An 18,343-nucleotide genomic window follows, 5' to 3' on the forward strand; every position below is an offset into this window, starting at 1 on the left:
GGCCTTTCGTACGCTCCCCGCGAAGGTGGGGGCGGCCGACGTTTTCTGTCACCGCCGGATGGCATCCTGGGGGCGTGAGTATCCACGCCGTGAGCCCCTTGTTCATCGGGCGTGCCCGCGAGCTCGCAGCCCTCGGCGACGCCCTGGGCCGGGCCCGCGCGGGCGCGTCGTCCACCGTGCTCGTCGGCGGCGAGGCGGGGGTCGGCAAGACCCGCCTGATCAGGGAGTTCACCGCCCGGCGCGCCGACGATGCCAGGGTGCTCGTCGGCGGCTGCCTGGAGCTGGGCACGGAGGGCCTGCCGTTCGCGCCGTTCACCGCCGTGCTGCGCGGGCTCGTGCGCGAGCTCGGCCGCGACGGGGTCGCCGCGCTGGTGCCCGGCGGAGACACGCGCGGGCTGGCCCGGCTGCTGCCCGAGTTCGGCGAGCCGGGCGAGGAGGGGGCGGAGGCCAGGGCCAGGCTGTTCGAGCAGGTGCTCGGGCTGCTGGAGCGGCTCGCGGAGGACCGTCCCGTGGTGCTGATCGTGGAAGACGCCCACTGGGCCGACCGCGCCACCCGTGACCTGCTGACGTTCCTCGTCCGCTACCAGCGCACCGCGGCCCGGCTGCTCCTCGTCGTGACCTACCGCACCGACGAGCTGCACCGCTCCCACCCGCTGCGGCCGCTGCTCGCCGAGCTGGGCCGGGTGGAGTGGGTGACCAGGACCGAGCTGCGCCGGCTCACCCGCAGGGAGGCCGTCGCGCTGGCCGCCGGGATCCTGGAGCGCGAGCCGTCCGCCGGCGACATGGACCTCATCTACGCGCGCAGCGAGGGCAACCCGCTGTTCGTGGAGGCGCTGCTCAGCGAGGCCGACGGTCAGGAGGCGCTGCCCGAGTCGCTGCGCGACCTGCTGCTGGCCAGCGTCGAGCGGCTGCCGGCGGAGACGCAGGAGCTGCTGCGGGTGGCCAGCGTCGGCGGTCAGCGGATCGAGCACGACCTGCTCACCGCCGTCGCCGGCCTCGACGAGGACACGCTGTCGCGCGCCCTGCGCCCCGCGGTGGCGGGCAACGTGCTCGTGGTCGACGGCGAGGGCTACTCCTTCCGCCACGCGCTCATCCGCGAGGCGCTCGACGACGATCTGCTGCCCGGCGAGCACATCCGCCTGCACACCCGCTACGCCGAGGCCCTGGAGCGCGACCTGTCGATCCTGCCCGCCCCGCGCGGCGCGATCGAGCTGGCCCACCACACCCGGCAGTCCGCCGACTACGCCTGGGCGCTGGTGAGCGCCTGGCGCGCGGCGGACGCGGCCCGCACCTCCACCGCCTACGACGTGCAGCTGCGGATGTTGTCCAGGGTGCTGGAGCTGTGGGATCAGGTGCCCGACGCGGCCGAGCGCGTCGGCGCCGACCGGATCGACGTGCTCAGGCGGACGGCCACGGTCGCCCACCTGGCCGGCGAGTACGAACGCGGCATCGCCTTCGGCAGCGCCGCCCTCGACGAGCTCGACCACGACGCCGACCCGGCGCGCACGGCCATGGTGCTGCGCCAGCGCGGCCTGACCAGCTGGGACCTCGGCCGTCCCGGCTTCCTCGACGACCTGCGCAAGGCCGCCGCCCTCGTGCCCGCCGACCAGCCCAGGCTGCTCGGACAGGTGCTGGAGACGTTCGCGCGGATGCTCACCCACCCGGACGACCTCCAGGAACGGCTCGACACGGCCCAGCGCGCGATCGAGCTGGGCCATGAGATCGGCGACGCCAACGTCGAGGCGCACGCGATGATCAGCTTCAACTGGGGCAAGGCGTGCTACACCGACATGGAGCTGCAGATCGAGACGTTCGCCGAGGCGCGCCGCATCGCCCAGCGCGACGGGGCGTACAACGCCCTGCTGCGCTGCGCGGTCTCCGAGTCCGACGCCTTCGAGGGCGCGGGCTGGCACGAGCTGGCCGCCCAGGTCGCCCGGCGCGGGGTCGACGACGCCGCCCAATACGGGCTGGCCCGCACGTCCGGCACGTTCCTGTCGATCAACCTGGCCGAGCCGCTGCTGTCGCTCGGGCGCTGGGACGAGGCGCTGCGGGTGGTCGAGCACGCCCTCGACCTCGCGCCGCCCGCCCCCTACCGGGCCAGCCTCCAGGGGCTCGCCGCCGACATCGCGCTCGCGCGGGGGCAGCTCGACCGGGCCGAGACCCTGATGGCCTCCTCCCGCCAGATCCTGTCGCGCGGCACCTTCCGCGATCAGGTGACGCTGCCGCACCTGCGCAGGGAGGTGCAGCTGCTGTCGGCGCGAGGGGAGATGGAGCAGGCGGTGGAGGCGGCGGCCAGGGCGCTGGAGGAGCACGACCTGATGAGCAGCCCGCGCTATTCGTGGCCGGTGCTGGTGACCATCGCGCGGCTCATCTGGGCCGTGGTGCCGTCCAAGCAGCTCATCGACGCCATGATGCAGGCTCCTCCACCCGTCGGCGACCGGCCCGCCGCGGAGGGATCCGGAGCGGAGGAGCCCTTCGGAGGCGGCGCCGGTGACGGGTCGGCCGCCGCCGGGGTGCCGTCCGGTGGGGACGCTGTGCCGGGGGCGGGGCTGGGGGCGCTCGCGCGGCTCGCGTTGTCGTTGCTGCCGAAGATCAGGGCGCTCGCGTTGCGGCTCGACACCATGGGGGAGTCGCAACAGGCCCACCGGCTCACCTTCACCGCCCTGACCGGGCCGGGGCCGACGTCCGCGTACGTGAGCGACGCGGCCTCCTGGCAGTTCAAGGCGTGGGACCAGGCGGTGCGGGCCTGGGCCGACCTGCGGGAGCCGTACCCGGAGGCGCAGTGCCTGGTGGGCGCGGCGCAGGCGGCGCTGGCGGCGGGAGACCGGCAGGAGGCGGCCGCCCGGCTGACCCGGTCGCGAGAGCTGGCCAGAGAGCTCGGCGCCACACCGCTGCTGGAACAGCTGGACGTCTTCGGCCGGCGAGCCCGGCTCGGGGGCACCGACGACGTGAACGACGGGCAGCCGCTCGGGCTGACGGCGCGGGAGCTGGAGGTGCTGCGGGAGGTGACCGACGGCCGCAGCAACCGGGAGATCGCGGAGGCGCTGTTCATCTCGGTGAAGACGGTCAGCGTGCACGTCTCCAACATCCTGGCCAAACTGGGCGTGGCCACCCGAGGCGAAGCCGCCGCCACCGCCCACCGCCTCCGCCTGTTCGACCAGGACTAGGGTCCCTTTTCGCCGCCCCGGCGGAAGCTGATCAGGTGTTGCCCGATCGATCTCGTCCAACGACGATCACGAGGAACGGGCGGGCAGCCCGCGAGCGGACGAGAAAGGGCGAAGATGAGGATCAGTAAGCGTGTGCCGGGAGTGCTGATCGCACTCCTCTCATCGGTCACGGCCGGGCTGGCGCCGGCCCCGGCGCAGGCGGTGTCCGCCTGGCGTCGCCGCCGTGGCCGACGACCCCGAGGACCTCGACCCCGAGGAAGGTGGGCTTGAGGACGGGGCCGCCCTGGACGCCGAGTCCTACGCCAAGGACTTCGGGGTCACGACCGCGGAGGCACGGGCCAGGCTCACGGCGCAGAACGACTTCGGCGCCCTGGTGGAGGAGATCGAAGCGGCCCACCCCGGCACGTTCGCCGGATCGACCCTGGTCCACGAGGGCGACTTCGGCCTGCGCGTCCGTTTCACCGATGACAAGGTGCCCGACAAGGCCAGGGAGATCGTGCGGGGCGTGCCGGGGGTAGCCCTCGAAGCGGGTGCGCGATTCAGCCTCATCGAAGCCGAGAAGATCATCGACTCGACAGGCGACACCCTCGACACGCACGGCGCGGTCGAAGGGGTCTTCTACGACGCGACCAACGAAAAGTTCGTGCTGGACATGGTCGGCGCGGCCACCGGCGACCGCTCGGCGGAGGAGGTGACGGCCTCGCTGCGTGCGACACTGCCCGCCTCCCTGCCCGGGGAGATCCGCTCCGCCGACATCAGGCTCACGCCGGAGTCCGCCGCCGACGGCCAGCGGGGCGGGCTGCGCATGGATACGTGCACCAGCGGGTTCTCCGTCAGGAACGCCGCGGGCATCGAGGGCATCCTCACGGCCGGGCACTGCGGCAACACGCAGCGGTACCGCTACTACAATTCCAGCACCTGGGTGCCGACCAGCTTCCGGAGTCAGGCACGTAACGCCTCCAGCGATGTGCAGTGGCACACCCGCCCCAGCAACGTCGCCCACCCGAGGTTCCATGCCAGCAGCACCACGGCGACGCGGACGGTCACCGGGCGCGTGGTGCGGAGCGGCCAGAACGGCGACTACGTCTGTCACCGGGGGAAGGCCACCGGCTACAGCTGCGGCACGGTCAGCACCATCTCCTACCGCCCGACCTGGGACAACGCCTGCGACGGACAGACCTGCGCGGCGACCTGGATCCGGGTGTCCGGTGCCAACCTGAAATGCTACCCGGGTGACAGCGGAGGCCCGTGGTTCAACGCCGGCAGGGCATACGGCATCTACAAGGGCCAGTCGTCCACCGGAACCGGGACCGCCGGTTGCAACTGGGCCGTCTACATGGCGATCAACTACATCTCCAACATCAACGTCTCCCTGCTGTACGGGTGACAGGGGCGAGGTGACATCCGTTGGGCATGCGCCGCGACGCATGCCCACGGATGTGCGTCGAAAGAGGAGACACCCGACCGACAGGAGCAGCCATGCACGCGATCAGGGCCGCGACCGGCCTCGTCATCCTGTCCCTCGCGATCGCCGCCTGTACGACCGGCGGACAGACCCCAGTGGAGGGCCCAATGGAGAGCCCGGTGGAGAGCCCGGTGGAGACGTCGGCGGCGGCCCCTTTCGCCGCCTATGACCGCTCCGAACCTGGAGTGGGCGACGCCGCCCTGCTGACCGCGATCCTCGTCCTGGACCGGGGCTGCCTCTACGCCGACAGCGAGGGGCGACGGTGGCTGCCGGTCTTCCCCGCCGCGGGCACCGAGTGGGACGCGGCGGCGCGGACCCTGACCATGGACGGGCGCACCGCGGTACTCGGGCAGACCGTGGAACTCGGCGGGGGAACCGCGCGGGCGGATGTCATCACCTCGGCCCCGGAGGGTTGCGATCGTTCCCGGGTCTGGCTGGTGGTCAGCGTCGGCTCCTGATGGAGATGCCGGAGGACCGTCCGCCCGACCAGGGTGCCGCACCATGTTCCGGACGGCGTGGGTGTGGCGGCGTCCGGTTCACCGTGACGGCCGGCGCACGCCCGAGCGGCCAGAAGGCGCCGTCGGTCGCGGGACGGGCGGCTCCTCGCGGTGGAGGCCGTTGCCCGCCGGGGTAAGGGCCGGCGAGGTGGGGTCAGCCGGTCAGCTGGGCTTCGAGGCGGTAGCCGTCCACGGTGACGTAGACCTGGTCGCCCGGGCGGGCGTTCAGGCGCATGAGGACCGGCTGCAATGAGTCGAAGACGGGCTGGTGGCCCTGCCAGACCAGGACGATGGCGTTGTCGCCGGGGCCCGTGACCGACAGCAGGGTGCCGGGGCGCATGCCCAGCTGGGCCGCGTACCCCTCAGGCACCGGCACCGGGCCGCCCCTGAGGTGTTCGGGGGTGACCTCGATGCGCTGCCAGCGGCGCGGATCCGAGTTCGGGCCGGGCAGCGGCGGCGGCGGGGTGGCGGGGGCGCCCGCCAGGCCGGGGAGCATGGGGGAGCGGCCGCCCGAGAGCGCCGACAGGGTGGCCAGCGCGGCGGAGGGGTCGATGGCTCCGGCCGTCGCCGACGGGATGGGCTGGCCACCCCGGTGGTGGTGGCCGTTGGCTCCCGGGGTACGGCGGGGGAGCGGCTGGGCCGGGGACGAGGCGGCGGCCACCGGGTCGGGGCCGGTCTCCGGGGGCAGCGCGTCGAGCCAGGCCTTGGCGGAATGGGCGCGGATGCCCAGTTCGCCCATGAGTTCCACAAGGTCGGTGTCGGGCGGGCTGGAGGCCAGGAGTTGCCTGGTACGGCTCTGCAGGCCGTGCAGGTCGCCCACGACGAGCCAGCCGTCCTGGAAGCGGCGGTCCGGCATGAGCGTCACCAGGACGCGCCAGAGCGGCGTGCGCAGCGACGGGACCGTCACGGGGTGCGCCGGGTCGGCGCCGATGAGCTGGTCCTCGGTGGCCGCCGCGCCGAGCCATTCGGTCAGGCGGAACATGTGGCCGGTGACCGGCGCGGACTCGGAGGAGCGCAGCCAGTGCAGGACGCGCTCCTCGGCGGTGCGCTGGGCCTGCGAGAGCGCGTCACGCTCGACGAGCATCTTGTGGGCGAGCGTACGGAGACTGACCGGGTCCTCGGCGAACAGCCGGTGCACGGCCACCGCCAGCTCCAGCTTGTCCAGGCTGCGGAACAGGTTGTCCACGACGCGGACCATCGCGTGGTCGGTGTCGGAGGGAACCGGGCTGGTGCCGGCCGGGTAGCTGGGGGTGGAGCCGGAGGCGGAGGGTGGCGACGAAGGGGCGGGAGCGGAGGGGGCTCCCGAGGGGCCGGCCGGGGTGCCTGCGGCCGCGCGGGCGGCTGATCCGGGGATGCCGGCTCCGGGCGTTCCGGCCGCGGGAAGCCCGGCGACCGGGTTTCCGGCCCCGGCGAGGCCGGCGGCGGGATTGGCAGCTCCGGGGAGGCCGGCGGCAGGGTTCGCGGCTCCGGGGAGGCCGGCGGGGTTGGCGGATCCGGGCGTTCCCGCGCCGGGGCCTGCGGCGCCAGGCGTTCCGGGGGCTCCGGGAGTCCCAGCGGCGGGGGCCCCGGTGCCAGGGATCCCGGTGCCAGGGGCTCCGGGGGCGCCAGGAGTGCTCTGGGAGGGCGGTGTGCCGGGAACGGGCGGGATCGAGCCGGTGTGCGGGCCGCCGCTCCCGGGGTGCGGGCCGTTGGCGGCCGGACCGCCGGCGTCCTGGCGGCCGGACTGCGGGCCCGAGGGGCGTTGCGGAAGGCGTTCCGACTGGCCGGGGGCGGGGCGCTGCGGCAGGCCACCCTCGCTCGCGAGCCCCTGACGCGGATTCGCGCCGCTCTGCGGCTGCGCGGAGAACGAGCCCGTCTGGGGCTGTCCGGCGAACGAGCCGGTCGAACGCTCAGGGGAGGACGGCCCGGGGAAGGCGCCGCTCTGGCGGGCGTTGCCCTCCGAGGAGGGCACGGCCGGGAAGGAACCTGTTTGACGCTGGTTGCCCTCTGTGGGCGGTACGGCGGGGAAAGAGCCGCCGGTCTGGCGCGGGTTGCCCTCCGCGGGCGGTACGGCCGGGAAGGAGCCGGTGTGGCGCTGGTTGCCCGCCGAGGACGGCGGCGCGGGGAAGAGGCTCTGGCGCGGGCTGCTCTCCGAGGAGGGCACGGCGGGGAAGGAGCCCGTCTGACGCTGGTTGCCCTGCGCGGACGGGGGCGAGGGAAAGGCACCGGACTGGCGCGGATCGTTGTCCTGGCCGGGTACGGCGGGGAAGGAGCCCGTCTGGCGCGGGCCGCCCTCGGCGGCGGGGAACGACCCGGTCGAGCGCGAGGGGCTGTCGGTGGAGGTCGGTGCGGGGAAGACGCCCGGCTGGCGCGGGTTGCTCTCGGAGGACGGCGGTGCGGGGAAGGAGCCGGTGGAGCGGGGACCGCCGTCGGCCGCCGACGGCACGGGGAAGGCGCCGCTCTGGCCGGGCGCGGGCCGGCGCATGTCACCCTGCCCCTGCCCCTGCCCGGCGAACGGGCCGGTCGGCTGGAGGCCGCTCGGGTTGGCCTCGGACGGGGTGAAGGCGCTGCGCGACTGCGGCGTGCCGTCGGGCCCGACCGCGGGAAAGGTGCCCGTGCCACGGGCGGAGACGGGCATCTGGTCCCGCTGGAGCGGGCGCGTGACCTCGGGATGGCCGGCGGCGACGGGGATCTCTCGATGGGCGGGGATGCGGCCCAGGATCTCGCGCAGGACAGAGCCGATCACGACCTCGGGCGTGGCCGACGGCGTGCTCAGGTCGCTGGGCGACAGGCGGCGCAGCCGCTGCCAGCCGCCGAGGCCGGTGACGGCGGTGCGGGTGGCCTCGGACCAGCCGGGCAGCGCGGGGTCGATGGGGTGAACCGTCAGCGCGGGCAGCAGATCGGCCAGCGGCAGGTGGTCCCAGCGGGCGACGGCCAGCTTGGCCAGGCGGTCACAGATCCAGTCGAGCCCGGCGGTGCCGAGCGCCTTCGACAGCGGCAGGGAGGACCACCACCCCGCCGGCAGGCGCGGATCGCCCAACGCCTCGGCCACCTGCTGAGGGCGGCTCCAGCGCAGCGCAGGGATGAGGTCGCTCAGGCAGATCGATGACTCGACTTCCATCGGCGGACCTTATCCTCCCCAGTGAGCCGCGTGGTGCTGCCCGTAACGCATGTGGCTAATGGTGCAAGCCTACGCGGCAAGCTATCAATCAGTGTGAATAGGGTAAAGACGGTTCAGATCCAAACCGTACCGTGGACGGCCCCCCACCTGGGCCACACATGCGGCACCGGCACGGCAGCCGGCCTCCAGCGCGGCCTGCTTGGCGGAGCCGAGCAGAGTGGCGGCGAGGAACCCGGCGGCGAAGGCGTCACCCGCCCCCGTCGAGTCCACGACCTCGGCGGACACACCTTCCGCGGTCGCCACCACCTCTCCGTCGACGGCCGCCAGCGCCCCGCCGGCGCCGAGCTTCACGACCGCTGTGCCGTATGTCTCACTCAAGAGTACGGCCGCCCGCGTGGCCGTCGCCGCCCCACTGAGCAAAAGGGCCTCGTCGAGATTGGGGATGACCAGCCCGGCCGCCGCCGTCTCGCGGATGAAACGTTCGACGCCGAAGTCGCGCAGCGGGCCCGTGGAGGCCGGATCGACGCTGATCGCCACGCCCGCCGCCGCCGCGTCCGCCATCGCCCGCCGGGCCAGCCGCAGCCCCGCCTCGGCGAACAGCACGTACCCGGAAAGATGCAGCATGGCGACGCCGTCGAGCAGAGCCGGGTCCCAGTCGGCCTCGGAGATCAGGCCGCCGGCGCCGCGGTTGGTGAGCATCGAGCGCTCGCCGCTCTTGTCCACCATCGCGATCACCACCGCCGTGGGGTGCGCGGGGTCCACGGAGAAGTGCGGATTGACGCCCGTCTTGATCAGCTCGGTGGCGTGCCACTCGCTGCTGTCGTAGCCGAGCCTGGCCAGCAGGTGGACCTCGGCGCCCAGGGAGGCGGCCCAGGCGGCGGTGTTCGCGCCGGAGCCGCCGGGACGCAGCACGATGTCGGCGGCCGTGTCCGTGCCGGCCGTGACGGGTGAGCCGTGCCGGGCCACGACATCGGTGACCACGTCGCCGATGACGAGCAGGGCGCCGTCCGTCACGATCGGGCCCAGGCCAGCGCGATCCGGGCGGCCAGGGCGGTGTTCCCGCGTACGGCGGCGAGGTTGGCCTCCAGGGAGGCGCCGCCGGTGCCGTCCACCAGATAGCCGAGCAGGAACGGGGTGATCGCCTGTCCCTTGACGCCCTCGCGCTCGGCGGCGGCCAGCGCCTCGCCGAGCACGCGGTCGTGCAGCTCCGGATCGAGCTGGGCGTCCTCGGGGACCGGGTTGGCCACGATGAGGGCGCTGTCGGCGCCGCCGAGCGCGTCCTGGCCGCGCATGACGGCCGCCGCGTCCTCGGGCGACTCGATCCGCCATTCGATCGGCTGGCCGGAGGAGTGCAGGTAGAAGCCGGGGAAGTGGTCGGTACGGTAACCCACCACGCTCACGCCCCGCGTCTCCAGCCGCTGCAGCGTGGCCGGCACGTCGAGGATCGACTTCACCCCGGCGCAGACGACGGTGATGCGGGTGGCGGCGAGCGTGCCGAGGTCGGCGGACTCGTCCTGGTCCTCGGTCCAGCCGCGGTGCACGCCGCCGAGCCCGCCGGTCGCGAAGACGCGGATGCCGGCGCGGGCGGCCAGGAAGGACGTGGCCGACACGGTGGTGGCGCCGCTGGCCTTGAGTGCCGCCGCCACGGGCAGGTCGCGCTGGCCCAGCTTGCGCAGCCCCGACTCGGTCGCGATGCGCTCCAGCTCGACCTCGTTCAGGCCGATGCGGGGCACACCGTCGAGCACGGCGATCGTGGCCGGCACGACGCCCGCCGCACGCACGACACCCTCCAGCTCCCGCGCCACCTCCAGGTTGCGCGGCTGCGGCAGCCCGTGGGAGATGATCGTGGACTCCAGCGCCACGACCGGCGCGCCGGTTGCCAGGGCCTCGGCGACCTCGTCGGACGGCCGCAGAAGGGAGTCGGTGGTGCTGCGCATGGTGAGTTTCGTGCTCCTCGTGTGGTCCTTGGCCCTGACATAGGAGGAACGGCCGTTTTCACGGGATTTGTTCCAAACCGAGCAGCCTACGGGCCCCCGGCGCGGCCGTCCACCCGAGGATCACACGAGAAACGCGACGCCCGCCAGGGACGTGGCCGCGATGATCGCGGTGGCGATCCCGCCGAGCAGCGCCGCCCGGCCACCCCTGGCCAATTTTCGCAGGTCGATGCCGGTGCCGAGGCCGAACAGGGCGGCGGCCATGAGCACGTTCGTGAGCGCGGGGACGGCCGCCGTGACGGCCTGGGGGACCAGCCCGGTGCCGCGCAGCAGCACCATCGCGAGGAACGCGGCCACGAACAGCGGCACGATCGGCGGCCTCGGCCCCGTCTTCCGCTCGTGTGCCCCGCGCCGGCGATAGGACGTCAGGGCCACGATCGGGGCCAGCAGCACGACCCGGCCCAGCTTGACCGTCACGGCGGCGGCCAGCACTCCCGTGGCGGCGCCCACCGCGGCCACCTGCGCCACCTCGTGCACGGCGGCGCCCGTCCACACGCCGAGCTGCGCCGCCGACAGGCCCAGGAGTGAGCCCAGGAGGGGCACGAGGGGGATGGCCGCGGTCCCGTACAGGACCACGACACCGAGCGCGCTCGCCGCGGCCTCGTCGTCGTCGGCCAGCCCGGCGCTCTCGCGCATGGCGGCGATGGCCGCGGCGCCGCAGATGGACACGCCCGTCGCGATGAGCAGCGACGTGCCGGGGCTCAGGCCGAGTGCGCGCCCGATCACCCGGGTCGTGACGAACGTGAGCCCCGTCGCGACCGTGATGATCGCCAGCGTCCGCCAGCCGAGCCCGAGCACCTCGGGCAGGGCGATCTGCAGGCCGAGCAGGGCGATCGCGACGCGCAGCACCCGCCTGGAGACGAACGCGAGCCCGGGGCGGAGGCGCCCGGCCACGCCCGTCAGGTTCGCCGTCACGGCGCCCGCGAGTACGGCGACGACGGCGGGGCTGAGCGCGGGGACGTACCGGTTGACGATCATCGACAGCGCCGTCGCGACGGCCGCCACGAGAAGTCCTGGCCACAGGAGACGGACGTTTTCCTGGGCGCTTTCCCGGGCGGACTTCCAGGTGGTTCTCCGGACGGTCGCGCGGGCGAGATCCAGGGTGGTTCTCCGGACGGATGCCCAGGCGGTTCTCCGGGCGTCCTTCCAGGCGGTTGTCCGGGTGGTTCTCCGGGCGTCCTTCCGGGTGGGGCGGACGGCGGGATCCTGCGCGGTGGCGGGCATGATCTCAGTCTTCTGAACGGCGGGAACGCCCGGTAGCCACGCCTTGCCTGGGAGGTCATAGCCTGTGGCTATGAGCGCGCTGCCCGATCTCGACTCGCTGAAGCTCCTCGTCGACGTCGGCGAGCTGGGCAGCCTCGGGCGCGCCGCCAGGGCCGCCGGGATCGCGCAGCCGTCCGCCAGCAAGCGGGTCGCGCAGCTCGAACGCCGTCTCGGCCTGCCCCTGATCGAGCGTACGCCGCGCGGGTCCGCGCTCACCGCCGAGGGCAAGATGGTGGCCGGCTGGGCCGCGCAGGTGCTCGCCGCCGCGCAGGAGCTCATGCGGGCCGTCCAGGCCGTGCGGCACGGCGAGGCCGCCCATCTGCGGGTGGCGGCCAGCATGACGGTGGCCGAGTACCTGGTGCCGCGCTGGCTCGGCGAGTTGCAGAACCGGGAGCCCGACGTGCAGGTGGGGCTCGACGTGGTCAACTCCGCCGACGTGGCGGCGCGGGTGCTGGCCGGGGAGGTGGAGCTGGGGTTCGTGGAGGGGCCCAGCGTGGCCGACGGGCTGGCCGGGCGGGTCGTGGGGACCGACCGGCTGGTGGTCGTGGTGGCGCCGGGGCATCCGTGGGCGCGCCGCCGTACCGCGCTGAGAGGTCCTGAGCTGGCCGCCACGCCCCTCGTGGTACGCGAGCCAGGCTCGGGTACCCGCGAGACGCTGGACGTCGCCTTCGGCGGCCTGCACCGCGCCAGCCCGCGGCTGGAACTGGGGTCCAACTCGGCGGTCAAGGGGGCGGCCCAGGCGGGGGCGGCGCCGGCGGTGCTGAGCCGGTACGCGGTGGAGGCCGACGTGGACACCGGGCGGCTGGTGGAGGTTCCGCTGGCGGGCATCAACCTGGTCAGGAGCCTGCGCGCGGTATGGCGGCGCGGCCGCGCCCTGACCGGCCCGGCCGCCACCCTCCTGTCGATCGCCAGCCGCCCATGACACCGCCCCAACCCCGACCTTGCCCCTGACCTTGCCCGCTGGCCCTGCCCGCCAGCCCTGCCCGCCAGCCCTGCCCGCCAGCCCCGCCCGACGGCCCCGACCCCCGGCTCAGGCCCTCTGATCTCGGTCCCCTTACCCCGGTCCGACGCCGGTTCCTGACGTCGGCCGGTGATGGCGGTCGGTGACGCCGTTCGTGGCGTTGACGAAGGGTGCGGGGTGGGTCGTATGGTGCGACGATGAGGACGTTCGACGTGGTCATCGCAGGCGGCGGGCACAACGGGCTGGTCGCGGCCGCCTATCTCGCCGGGGCCGGGCGCAGGGTGCTGGTGCTGGAGCGCTACGACCACGTGGGCGGGCTGGCGATCTCCACGCGCGCCTTCCCCGGCGTCAACGTGCTCCTGTCGCGTTACTCCTACCTGGTCAGCCTGCTGCCCTCGGGCATCGTCCGCGACCTGGGGCTCGATCTGGAGCTGCGCCGCCGCCGTTACGCCTCCTACACGCCCAGGGGCGAGCGCGGCCTGCTCGTGGACAACGAGGACGATCTGCGTACGGCGGCCTCGTTCAGGGACGTCACCGGCGGTGAGGCCGACCACGCGGCGTGGCGGCGCTTCTACGGCATGGTCGGCGAGGTGGCGCGGACCCTGGCCCCCACCCTGCTCGAACCGCTGCGCCCCCAGGCCGAGCTCGAGCGCCTGGTCGGCCCCGAGGCGTGGCGCGACCTGTTCGCCGAGCCGATCGGCCGGACGGTGAACGAGCGGTTCGGCGACGACACCGTGCGCGGGGTCGTGCTCACCGACGCGCTGATCGGCACCTTCGCCGATCCCGACACCGACGTGCTGGCCAACCGGTGCTTCCTCTACCACGTGATCGGCGACGGCACCGGCGAGTGGAACGTCCCCGTCGGCGGCATGGGCGCGGTCTCCGGCGCGCTGGAGGCGGCGGCCAGGCGGGCGGGCGCCGAGATCAGGACCGGCGCCGAGATCGTCGGCATCGCGCCGACGGGCGAGGTCACGTATGTGGCCGAGGACGGCGAGCACACGGTGAACGGCGGCCACGTCCTGGTCAACCTGCCGCCCGCCGTGCTCGACCGGGTGCTCGGCCGCCCCGTGACGGTGCCCGAGGGCGCGCAGCTCAAGGTCAACATGGTGCTCACGCGGCTGCCCAGGCTCAAGGACGCCTCGGTGGACCCGCGGGCGGCCTTCAGCGGGACGTTCCACATCAACGAGGGACGCGGCCAGCTCGACGCCGCGTACGCGCAGGCGGCCCGCGGGGAGATCCCCGAGCTGCCGCCGGCCGAGGTCTACTGCCATTCGCTGACGGACCCGTCGATCCTCGGTCCTGAGCTGCGCGGCCGCGCGGAGACGATGACGCTGTTCGGGCTGCACATGCCCGCCCGCCTTTTCCGGAAAAATCCTGAAAAAGCGCGGAAGATGGCTCTGGACGCCACCTTCGCCTCCATCAACACGGTCCTGGCCGAGCCCATCGAGGACTGCCTGCTCCGCGCCCCCGACGGCACCCTGTGCGTCGAGGCCAAGTCACCCGTCGACCTCGAACGCGACGCGGGCCTGCCCGGCGGCCACATCTTCCACACCGACCTGAGCTGGCCGTACGCGGAGGAGGGCGGCTGGGGCGTGGAGACCGAGCACGAGCGGATCCTCATGTGCGGCGCCGGCGCCCGCAGGGGCGGCGCGGTGAGCGGCATCGGCGGCCACAACGCCGCGATGGCCCTGCTGAGGCGCTAGCGGACCACCCGCCGCCGAGGCGCCGGTGAACATCGCGCCGGCGAGCGGCGGGTCACCGGCGCGCACCTGGGCCGCTGGGGTGCCGGTGAGCGCCGTGTCGCCCGGGTGCCTAGTCGTCCGCGATGAGCTTGGCGGCCACCTCCAGGGCCACGGCCGTGCGCTCCGACTCCTCCAGCCCCATGTCCGACAGGAACGGCACGTTCCCGAGGATCACCGCGAAGACCGCCAGCCTGGCCTCGAACTGCCTGACCGGGCCGTCCTGCGGCGAGGACAGCAGGGACAGCATGCTGATCACCCCGGTCTGCAGCCGTTCGCCGGCCGCGCTCTCCCGCAGGGCCCCCTGGTTCACCTGCGCGAACCTGAACAGCGGCCGCCACTGGTCCTCCAGCAGCCCGGCGATGCGCCGCAGGATCTCCAGCCGCGCCCCGGCCGTCGCCGGCTGCTCCTTGGCCCAGGCCACCAGCTCATCCATGGACTCCGTCAGCCGGTCCACCACGCTGGCGAGGATCGCCTCCTTCGTCCGGAAGTGGTAGTAGAGGGCCGGTCTGGTGATGTCCAGCCGCTCCGCCACCTCCTGCAGCGTGGTCTTGTCGTATCCGCGCTCGGCGAACAGCTCCAGCGCGACCTGCTGGATCCGCTCTCGTGTGTCCGTCCGCCGCCCAGCCATTCCGCTCCCTCGCTTGACGACCGGCTCAACATTGCTTACTTTCGCGTAAGTAAGCAATGCGGTCCGGCTTGTAGGGAGCAGACTATGGCTCAGCCCTTCCCTGTCCAGCGCACGTGCCCGTTCGCGCCGCCGCCCGAGTACGAGCGGATGCGCGAGCAGGCTCCTCTCGTCAAGGGCACGCTCTCCGGCAAAGACGTGTGGCTCGTCACCCGGCACGCCGAGGCCAAGCAGGTCCTGGCCGGCTCCGGCATCAGCACCAACCCGGCCACCCCCGGCCATCCCAGCGCCCCGCCCGACGACGAGCAGGTGACGCCGGAGGAGCGGGCGGCGCGGGAGAAGTTCACCGCCGGCCACTTCATCGACCTCGACCCGCCGGAGCACGGCAGGTTCCGGCGCCTGCTCATCCCCGAGTTCACCGTCAGACGGATGAAGGAGCTGCGGCCCGGCATCCAGCGGCTCGCGGACGAGCTCCTCGACGACATGCTCGCCAAGGGTCCAGACGCCGACCTGGTGGAGGCGTACGGGCTGGCGCTGCCGTCCCTCGTCATCTGCCAGCTGCTCGGCGTCCCGTACGCCGACCACGAACTCTTCCAGTCGCGGACCCGCACGATGATCTCCTCCATGGACGATCCGCAGGTCCGCATGGCGGCGGCGATGGAGATCCACGACTACCTCGACGCCCTGATCACCTCCATGGCCGAGCGGCCGGGAGACGACCTGTTCGGGCGGCTGATCACCGGCGGCGCGCTCAGCCACGACGAGCTCGTGGGCGTGGCGTTCCTGCTGCTCGTCGCCGGTCACGAGACCACCGCGAACATGATCCCGCTGTCCGCGCTCACCCTGCTGCGCCATCCGGAACAGCTCGCCGCGCTGCGCGCCGACCCGTCGGGCTGGCCGGCGGCGGTGGACGAGCTGCTGCGTTACCTGTCGATCGTGGACTGGGTGGCGTTCGACCGCGTCAGCACCGAGGACCAGGAGATCGGCGGGCAGCAGGTGAGGAAGGGCGACGGCATCTACGTGCTCGGCGCCAGCGCCAACCATGACGAGCGGGCGTTCGAGCGGCCCGACGCGTTCGACCCCGGGCGCGGCGCCAACCACCACGTGGCCTTCGGGTACGGCGTGCACCAGTGCCTGGGCCAGAACCTGGCCAGGGCCGAGCTGGAGATCGCCCTGCGCACGTTGTTCGAGCGCGTGCCGGGGCTGCGGGTGACGATGTCCGACGAGGAACTGCCCGCCAAGTACGATGGAGCCATCTTCGGTCTCACGGCGATGCCCGTCACGTGGTGACCTGTCGGCCAATCCCTCATCAACTCCTCATGAAGCCGGTGTGAGATCCTTCATCGCGTTCTCATGATGACCCCTTAGTTTTCTTCTATGAACGAGCCCGCACGGTTGCTGGTAGTGGACGACGAGCCCGCCTTGCGCGAGGCCCTGCAGTCGAGCCTGGAGTTCGAGGGCTACAAGGTCGTCACCGCCGTCGACGGGCAGGAGGCGCTCGACGCCGTCGCCACCGATTCCTACGACGCGGTGCTGCTCGACGTGATGATGCCCAGGCTCGACGGGCTGACCGCGTGCCGCAGGCTGCGCGCGTCCGGCAACCACATCCCCGTGCTCATGCTCACCGCCCGCGACGCGGTCGGCGACCGGGTGTCGGGGCTCGACGCGGGCGCCGACGACTACCTCGTCAAGCCGTTCGAGCTGGACGAGCTGCTGGCCCGGGTGCGCGCCCTGCTGCGGCGGGGCGCGCTCAGCGCGGGCACCCCCGAGGGCGATTCGCTCTCCTACGGCGACCTGCGGATGGACCCGTCGACCAGGGAGGTCACCCGCGGCGAGCGCAGGCTCGACCTGACCAGGACCGAATACCTGCTGATGGAGCTGTTCCTCGCCCATCCGCGCCAGGTGCTGACCCGCGACCAGATCCTCAGCGAGGTGTGGGGCTTCGACTTCGAGCCGACGTCCAACTCCCTCGACGTCTATGTGATGTACCTGCGCCGCAAGACCGAGGCCGGTGGCGAGCCGCGGGTGATCCACACCGTGCGCGGGGTGGGTTACGTGCTGCGGGCCACGGCGTGAGAACCGGCCGCCTCCGCGAGCGGGTGGCCGGCCTGGCCACCCGCGGCAGCCTGCGCACCCGCCTGACGCTCCTGGTCACGGTGGCCGTGGCGGTGGCCATCGCGATGTGCGCGGCCCTGTCGTACGTCATCCTGGCGGACCGGCTGCGCGGCAACCTCGACATGACCATCCTGGCCTCGGTGAACCAGGGCGACAAGAAGTGGCTGATGGAGCACTGCTCGTCCGACGGCACCCCGGGCCCGTTCGCCGACGGCCTGGCCACGCTGCTGTTCACCGACGGCAGGACCTGCTCGGTCGGGCCCTCGCCCATCCTGGCCGACTTCGAGCAGGACAAGGAGGCCTTCCAGCCGTGCGAACCCGTCTACCGCTACGGCGAGACGCGTGACGGCAAACGGGTCCGGGTGGTGACGGTCCACTTCAAACCCGGCGTCGCGGTCATGGAGGCCAGACCGTACGGGCACATCGAGCGGACGAAGCGGATCGCCGCGCTCACCCTCGGCGGCATCACCGCGCTGGGCGTGCTCGGCGCGGCCTGGGCCGGGCTCGCCATCTCCCGCGCCGCGCTGCGCCCGGTCGGGAATCTGACCCGGGCGGTCGAGCACATCGCGCAGACCGAAGACCTCGGCACCCGCATCCCCGTCACGGGCACCGACGAGATCGCCCGCCTGTCCTCCTCGTTCAACGCCATGACCGCCGCCCTGGCCGGATCGAGGGAACGCCAGAAACAGCTGGTCGCCGACGCCGGCCACGAGCTGCGCACCCCGCTCACGACGCTGCGTACCAACATCGACCTGCTCCTGCGCAGCGAGCAGACCGGCCGCAGCCTCGACCCCGGCGCCAAGGAGCGCCTGCTGATCAACGTCAAGGCGCAGTTCGCCGAGCTGTCCACGCTCGTGGCCGACCTGCTCCAGCTCGCCAGGGGCGACAGCGACCACGAGCCGCACGTCGAGCTGGGCCTGCACGAGGTGGTCACCGCCGCCGTGGAACGCGCCAGGCTGCGCGGCGCCGAGGTCACCACCGACCTGCGGCCGTGGTACGTCGTGGGCAGCGCCTCCTCGCTCGAACGCGCCGCGCTCAACCTCATCGACAACGCCGCCAAGTTCAGCCCAGGCGGCCAGGTCGAGGTGAAGCTGCGCGACGGCTGCCTGACCGTCCGCGACCACGGCCCGGGGCTGCCGGAAGACGAGCTCCCGCACGTCTTCGAGCGCTTCTGGCGCTCCCCGTCCGCTCGCGGGCTGCCGGGGTCGGGGCTGGGGCTGGCGATCGTGGCCCAGGCCGTCGCCGAGACGGGTGGCGAGGTACGCCTGGCCAACGCGCCCGGGGGCGGGGCGATCGCGACCGTGGACCTTCCAGGAAGCCCGGACCGCCGCGCGGCGCCGTAGCGGATCTTCTGGGCGTGGCGTGCCTTTTCGGCACGGGTGGGGTTGACAACGATGTCAATGCGTTTCTTGAT

The 18,343-nt window shown here is 73.2% G+C and carries 13 protein-coding genes; 8 read left to right on the plus strand and 5 right to left on the minus strand.

From position 1 onward, the window contains the following. Positions 1-74 precede the first annotated feature (74 nt). The 3 genes from B0I32_RS02425 (at position 75) to B0I32_RS02435 (ending at position 5,090) form a co-directional block, all read left to right on the plus strand. Positions 75-3,167, plus strand: a complete 3,093-nt coding sequence (locus B0I32_RS02425; protein WP_245955500.1) for a helix-turn-helix transcriptional regulator — start codon at positions 75-77, stop codon at positions 3,165-3,167. A 223-nt stretch (positions 3,168-3,390) separates the two neighbouring features. After that, positions 3,391-4,554 carry a S1 family peptidase gene (locus B0I32_RS02430; RefSeq protein WP_106234492.1) on the plus strand — a complete coding sequence of 388 codons (1,164 nt, stop codon included), beginning with the start codon at positions 3,391-3,393 and terminating at the stop codon, positions 4,552-4,554. A gap of 92 nt (positions 4,555-4,646) precedes the next feature. Next, a complete protein-coding gene (locus B0I32_RS02435) occupies positions 4,647-5,090 on the plus strand; it encodes a hypothetical protein (protein ID WP_106234493.1) in 444 nt (147 codons plus the stop codon). A gap of 193 nt (positions 5,091-5,283) precedes the next feature. Here the strand turns inward: B0I32_RS02435 and B0I32_RS02440 are convergent, their stop codons facing one another. The 4 genes from B0I32_RS02440 to B0I32_RS02455 all read right to left on the minus strand — a co-directional run bounded on the left by B0I32_RS02440 (position 5,284) and on the right by B0I32_RS02455 (position 11,228). Further along, the gene (locus B0I32_RS02440) at positions 5,284-8,229 is read right to left on the minus strand and encodes a serine/threonine-protein kinase (RefSeq protein WP_106234495.1); all 2,946 of its coding nucleotides are present in this window, start codon (positions 8,227-8,229) and stop codon (positions 5,284-5,286) included. An 84-nt stretch (positions 8,230-8,313) separates the two neighbouring features. After that, on the minus strand, positions 8,314-9,243 hold the full coding sequence (locus B0I32_RS02445) for a carbohydrate kinase family protein (RefSeq protein ID WP_106234496.1): 930 nt from the start codon (positions 9,241-9,243) through the stop codon (positions 8,314-8,316). Then, entirely contained in the window at positions 9,240-10,166 is a 927-nt protein-coding gene (locus tag B0I32_RS02450) for a pseudouridine-5'-phosphate glycosidase (protein ID WP_106234498.1), read from the minus strand. The genes B0I32_RS02445 and B0I32_RS02450 overlap by 4 nt, the downstream gene beginning before the upstream one ends. 120 nt (positions 10,167-10,286) lie before the next feature. Beyond that, positions 10,287-11,228 carry a YeiH family protein gene (locus B0I32_RS02455; protein ID WP_245955502.1) on the minus strand — a complete coding sequence of 314 codons (942 nt, stop codon included), beginning with the start codon at positions 11,226-11,228 and terminating at the stop codon, positions 10,287-10,289. 289 nt (positions 11,229-11,517) lie between these two features. On the opposite strand from B0I32_RS02455, the gene B0I32_RS02460 reads away from it, so the two are divergent. Further along, positions 11,518-12,408: a LysR substrate-binding domain-containing protein gene (locus B0I32_RS02460; RefSeq protein WP_106234500.1), complete on the plus strand. Its 891-nt coding sequence runs from the start codon at positions 11,518-11,520 to the stop codon at positions 12,406-12,408. 236 nt (positions 12,409-12,644) lie between these two features. Beyond that, positions 12,645-14,150, plus strand: a complete 1,506-nt coding sequence (locus B0I32_RS02465) for a phytoene desaturase family protein (RefSeq protein ID WP_106234502.1) — start codon at positions 12,645-12,647, stop codon at positions 14,148-14,150. Positions 14,151-14,259: 109 nt separating this feature from the next. Here B0I32_RS02465 and B0I32_RS02470 read toward each other — a convergent pair whose 3' ends face one another. Continuing rightward, entirely contained in the window at positions 14,260-14,817 is a 558-nt protein-coding gene (locus B0I32_RS02470) for a TetR/AcrR family transcriptional regulator (RefSeq protein WP_106234504.1), read from the minus strand. Positions 14,818-14,901: 84 nt separating this feature from the next. Here B0I32_RS02470 and B0I32_RS02475 point away from each other — a divergent pair, with 84 nt between their 5' ends. The 3 genes from B0I32_RS02475 to B0I32_RS02485 all read left to right on the plus strand — a co-directional run bounded on the left by B0I32_RS02475 (position 14,902) and on the right by B0I32_RS02485 (position 18,272). Next, positions 14,902-16,104, plus strand: coding sequence for a cytochrome P450 (locus B0I32_RS02475; protein WP_106234506.1), 1,203 nt, complete (start codon positions 14,902-14,904; stop codon positions 16,102-16,104). An 87-nt stretch (positions 16,105-16,191) separates the two neighbouring features. Then, positions 16,192-16,890 carry a response regulator transcription factor gene (locus B0I32_RS02480; RefSeq protein ID WP_106234508.1) on the plus strand — a complete coding sequence of 233 codons (699 nt, stop codon included), beginning with the start codon at positions 16,192-16,194 and terminating at the stop codon, positions 16,888-16,890. Beyond that, complete coding sequence (locus B0I32_RS02485; RefSeq protein ID WP_245955504.1) at positions 16,887-18,272, plus strand: HAMP domain-containing sensor histidine kinase; 1,386 nt, start codon at positions 16,887-16,889, stop codon at positions 18,270-18,272. The genes B0I32_RS02480 and B0I32_RS02485 overlap by 4 nt, the downstream gene beginning before the upstream one ends. Positions 18,273-18,343 lie beyond the last annotated feature (71 nt).

Source organism: Nonomuraea fuscirosea, from assembly GCF_003001935.1.
GTDB lineage: Bacteria > Actinomycetota > Actinomycetes > Streptosporangiales > Streptosporangiaceae > Nonomuraea > Nonomuraea fuscirosea.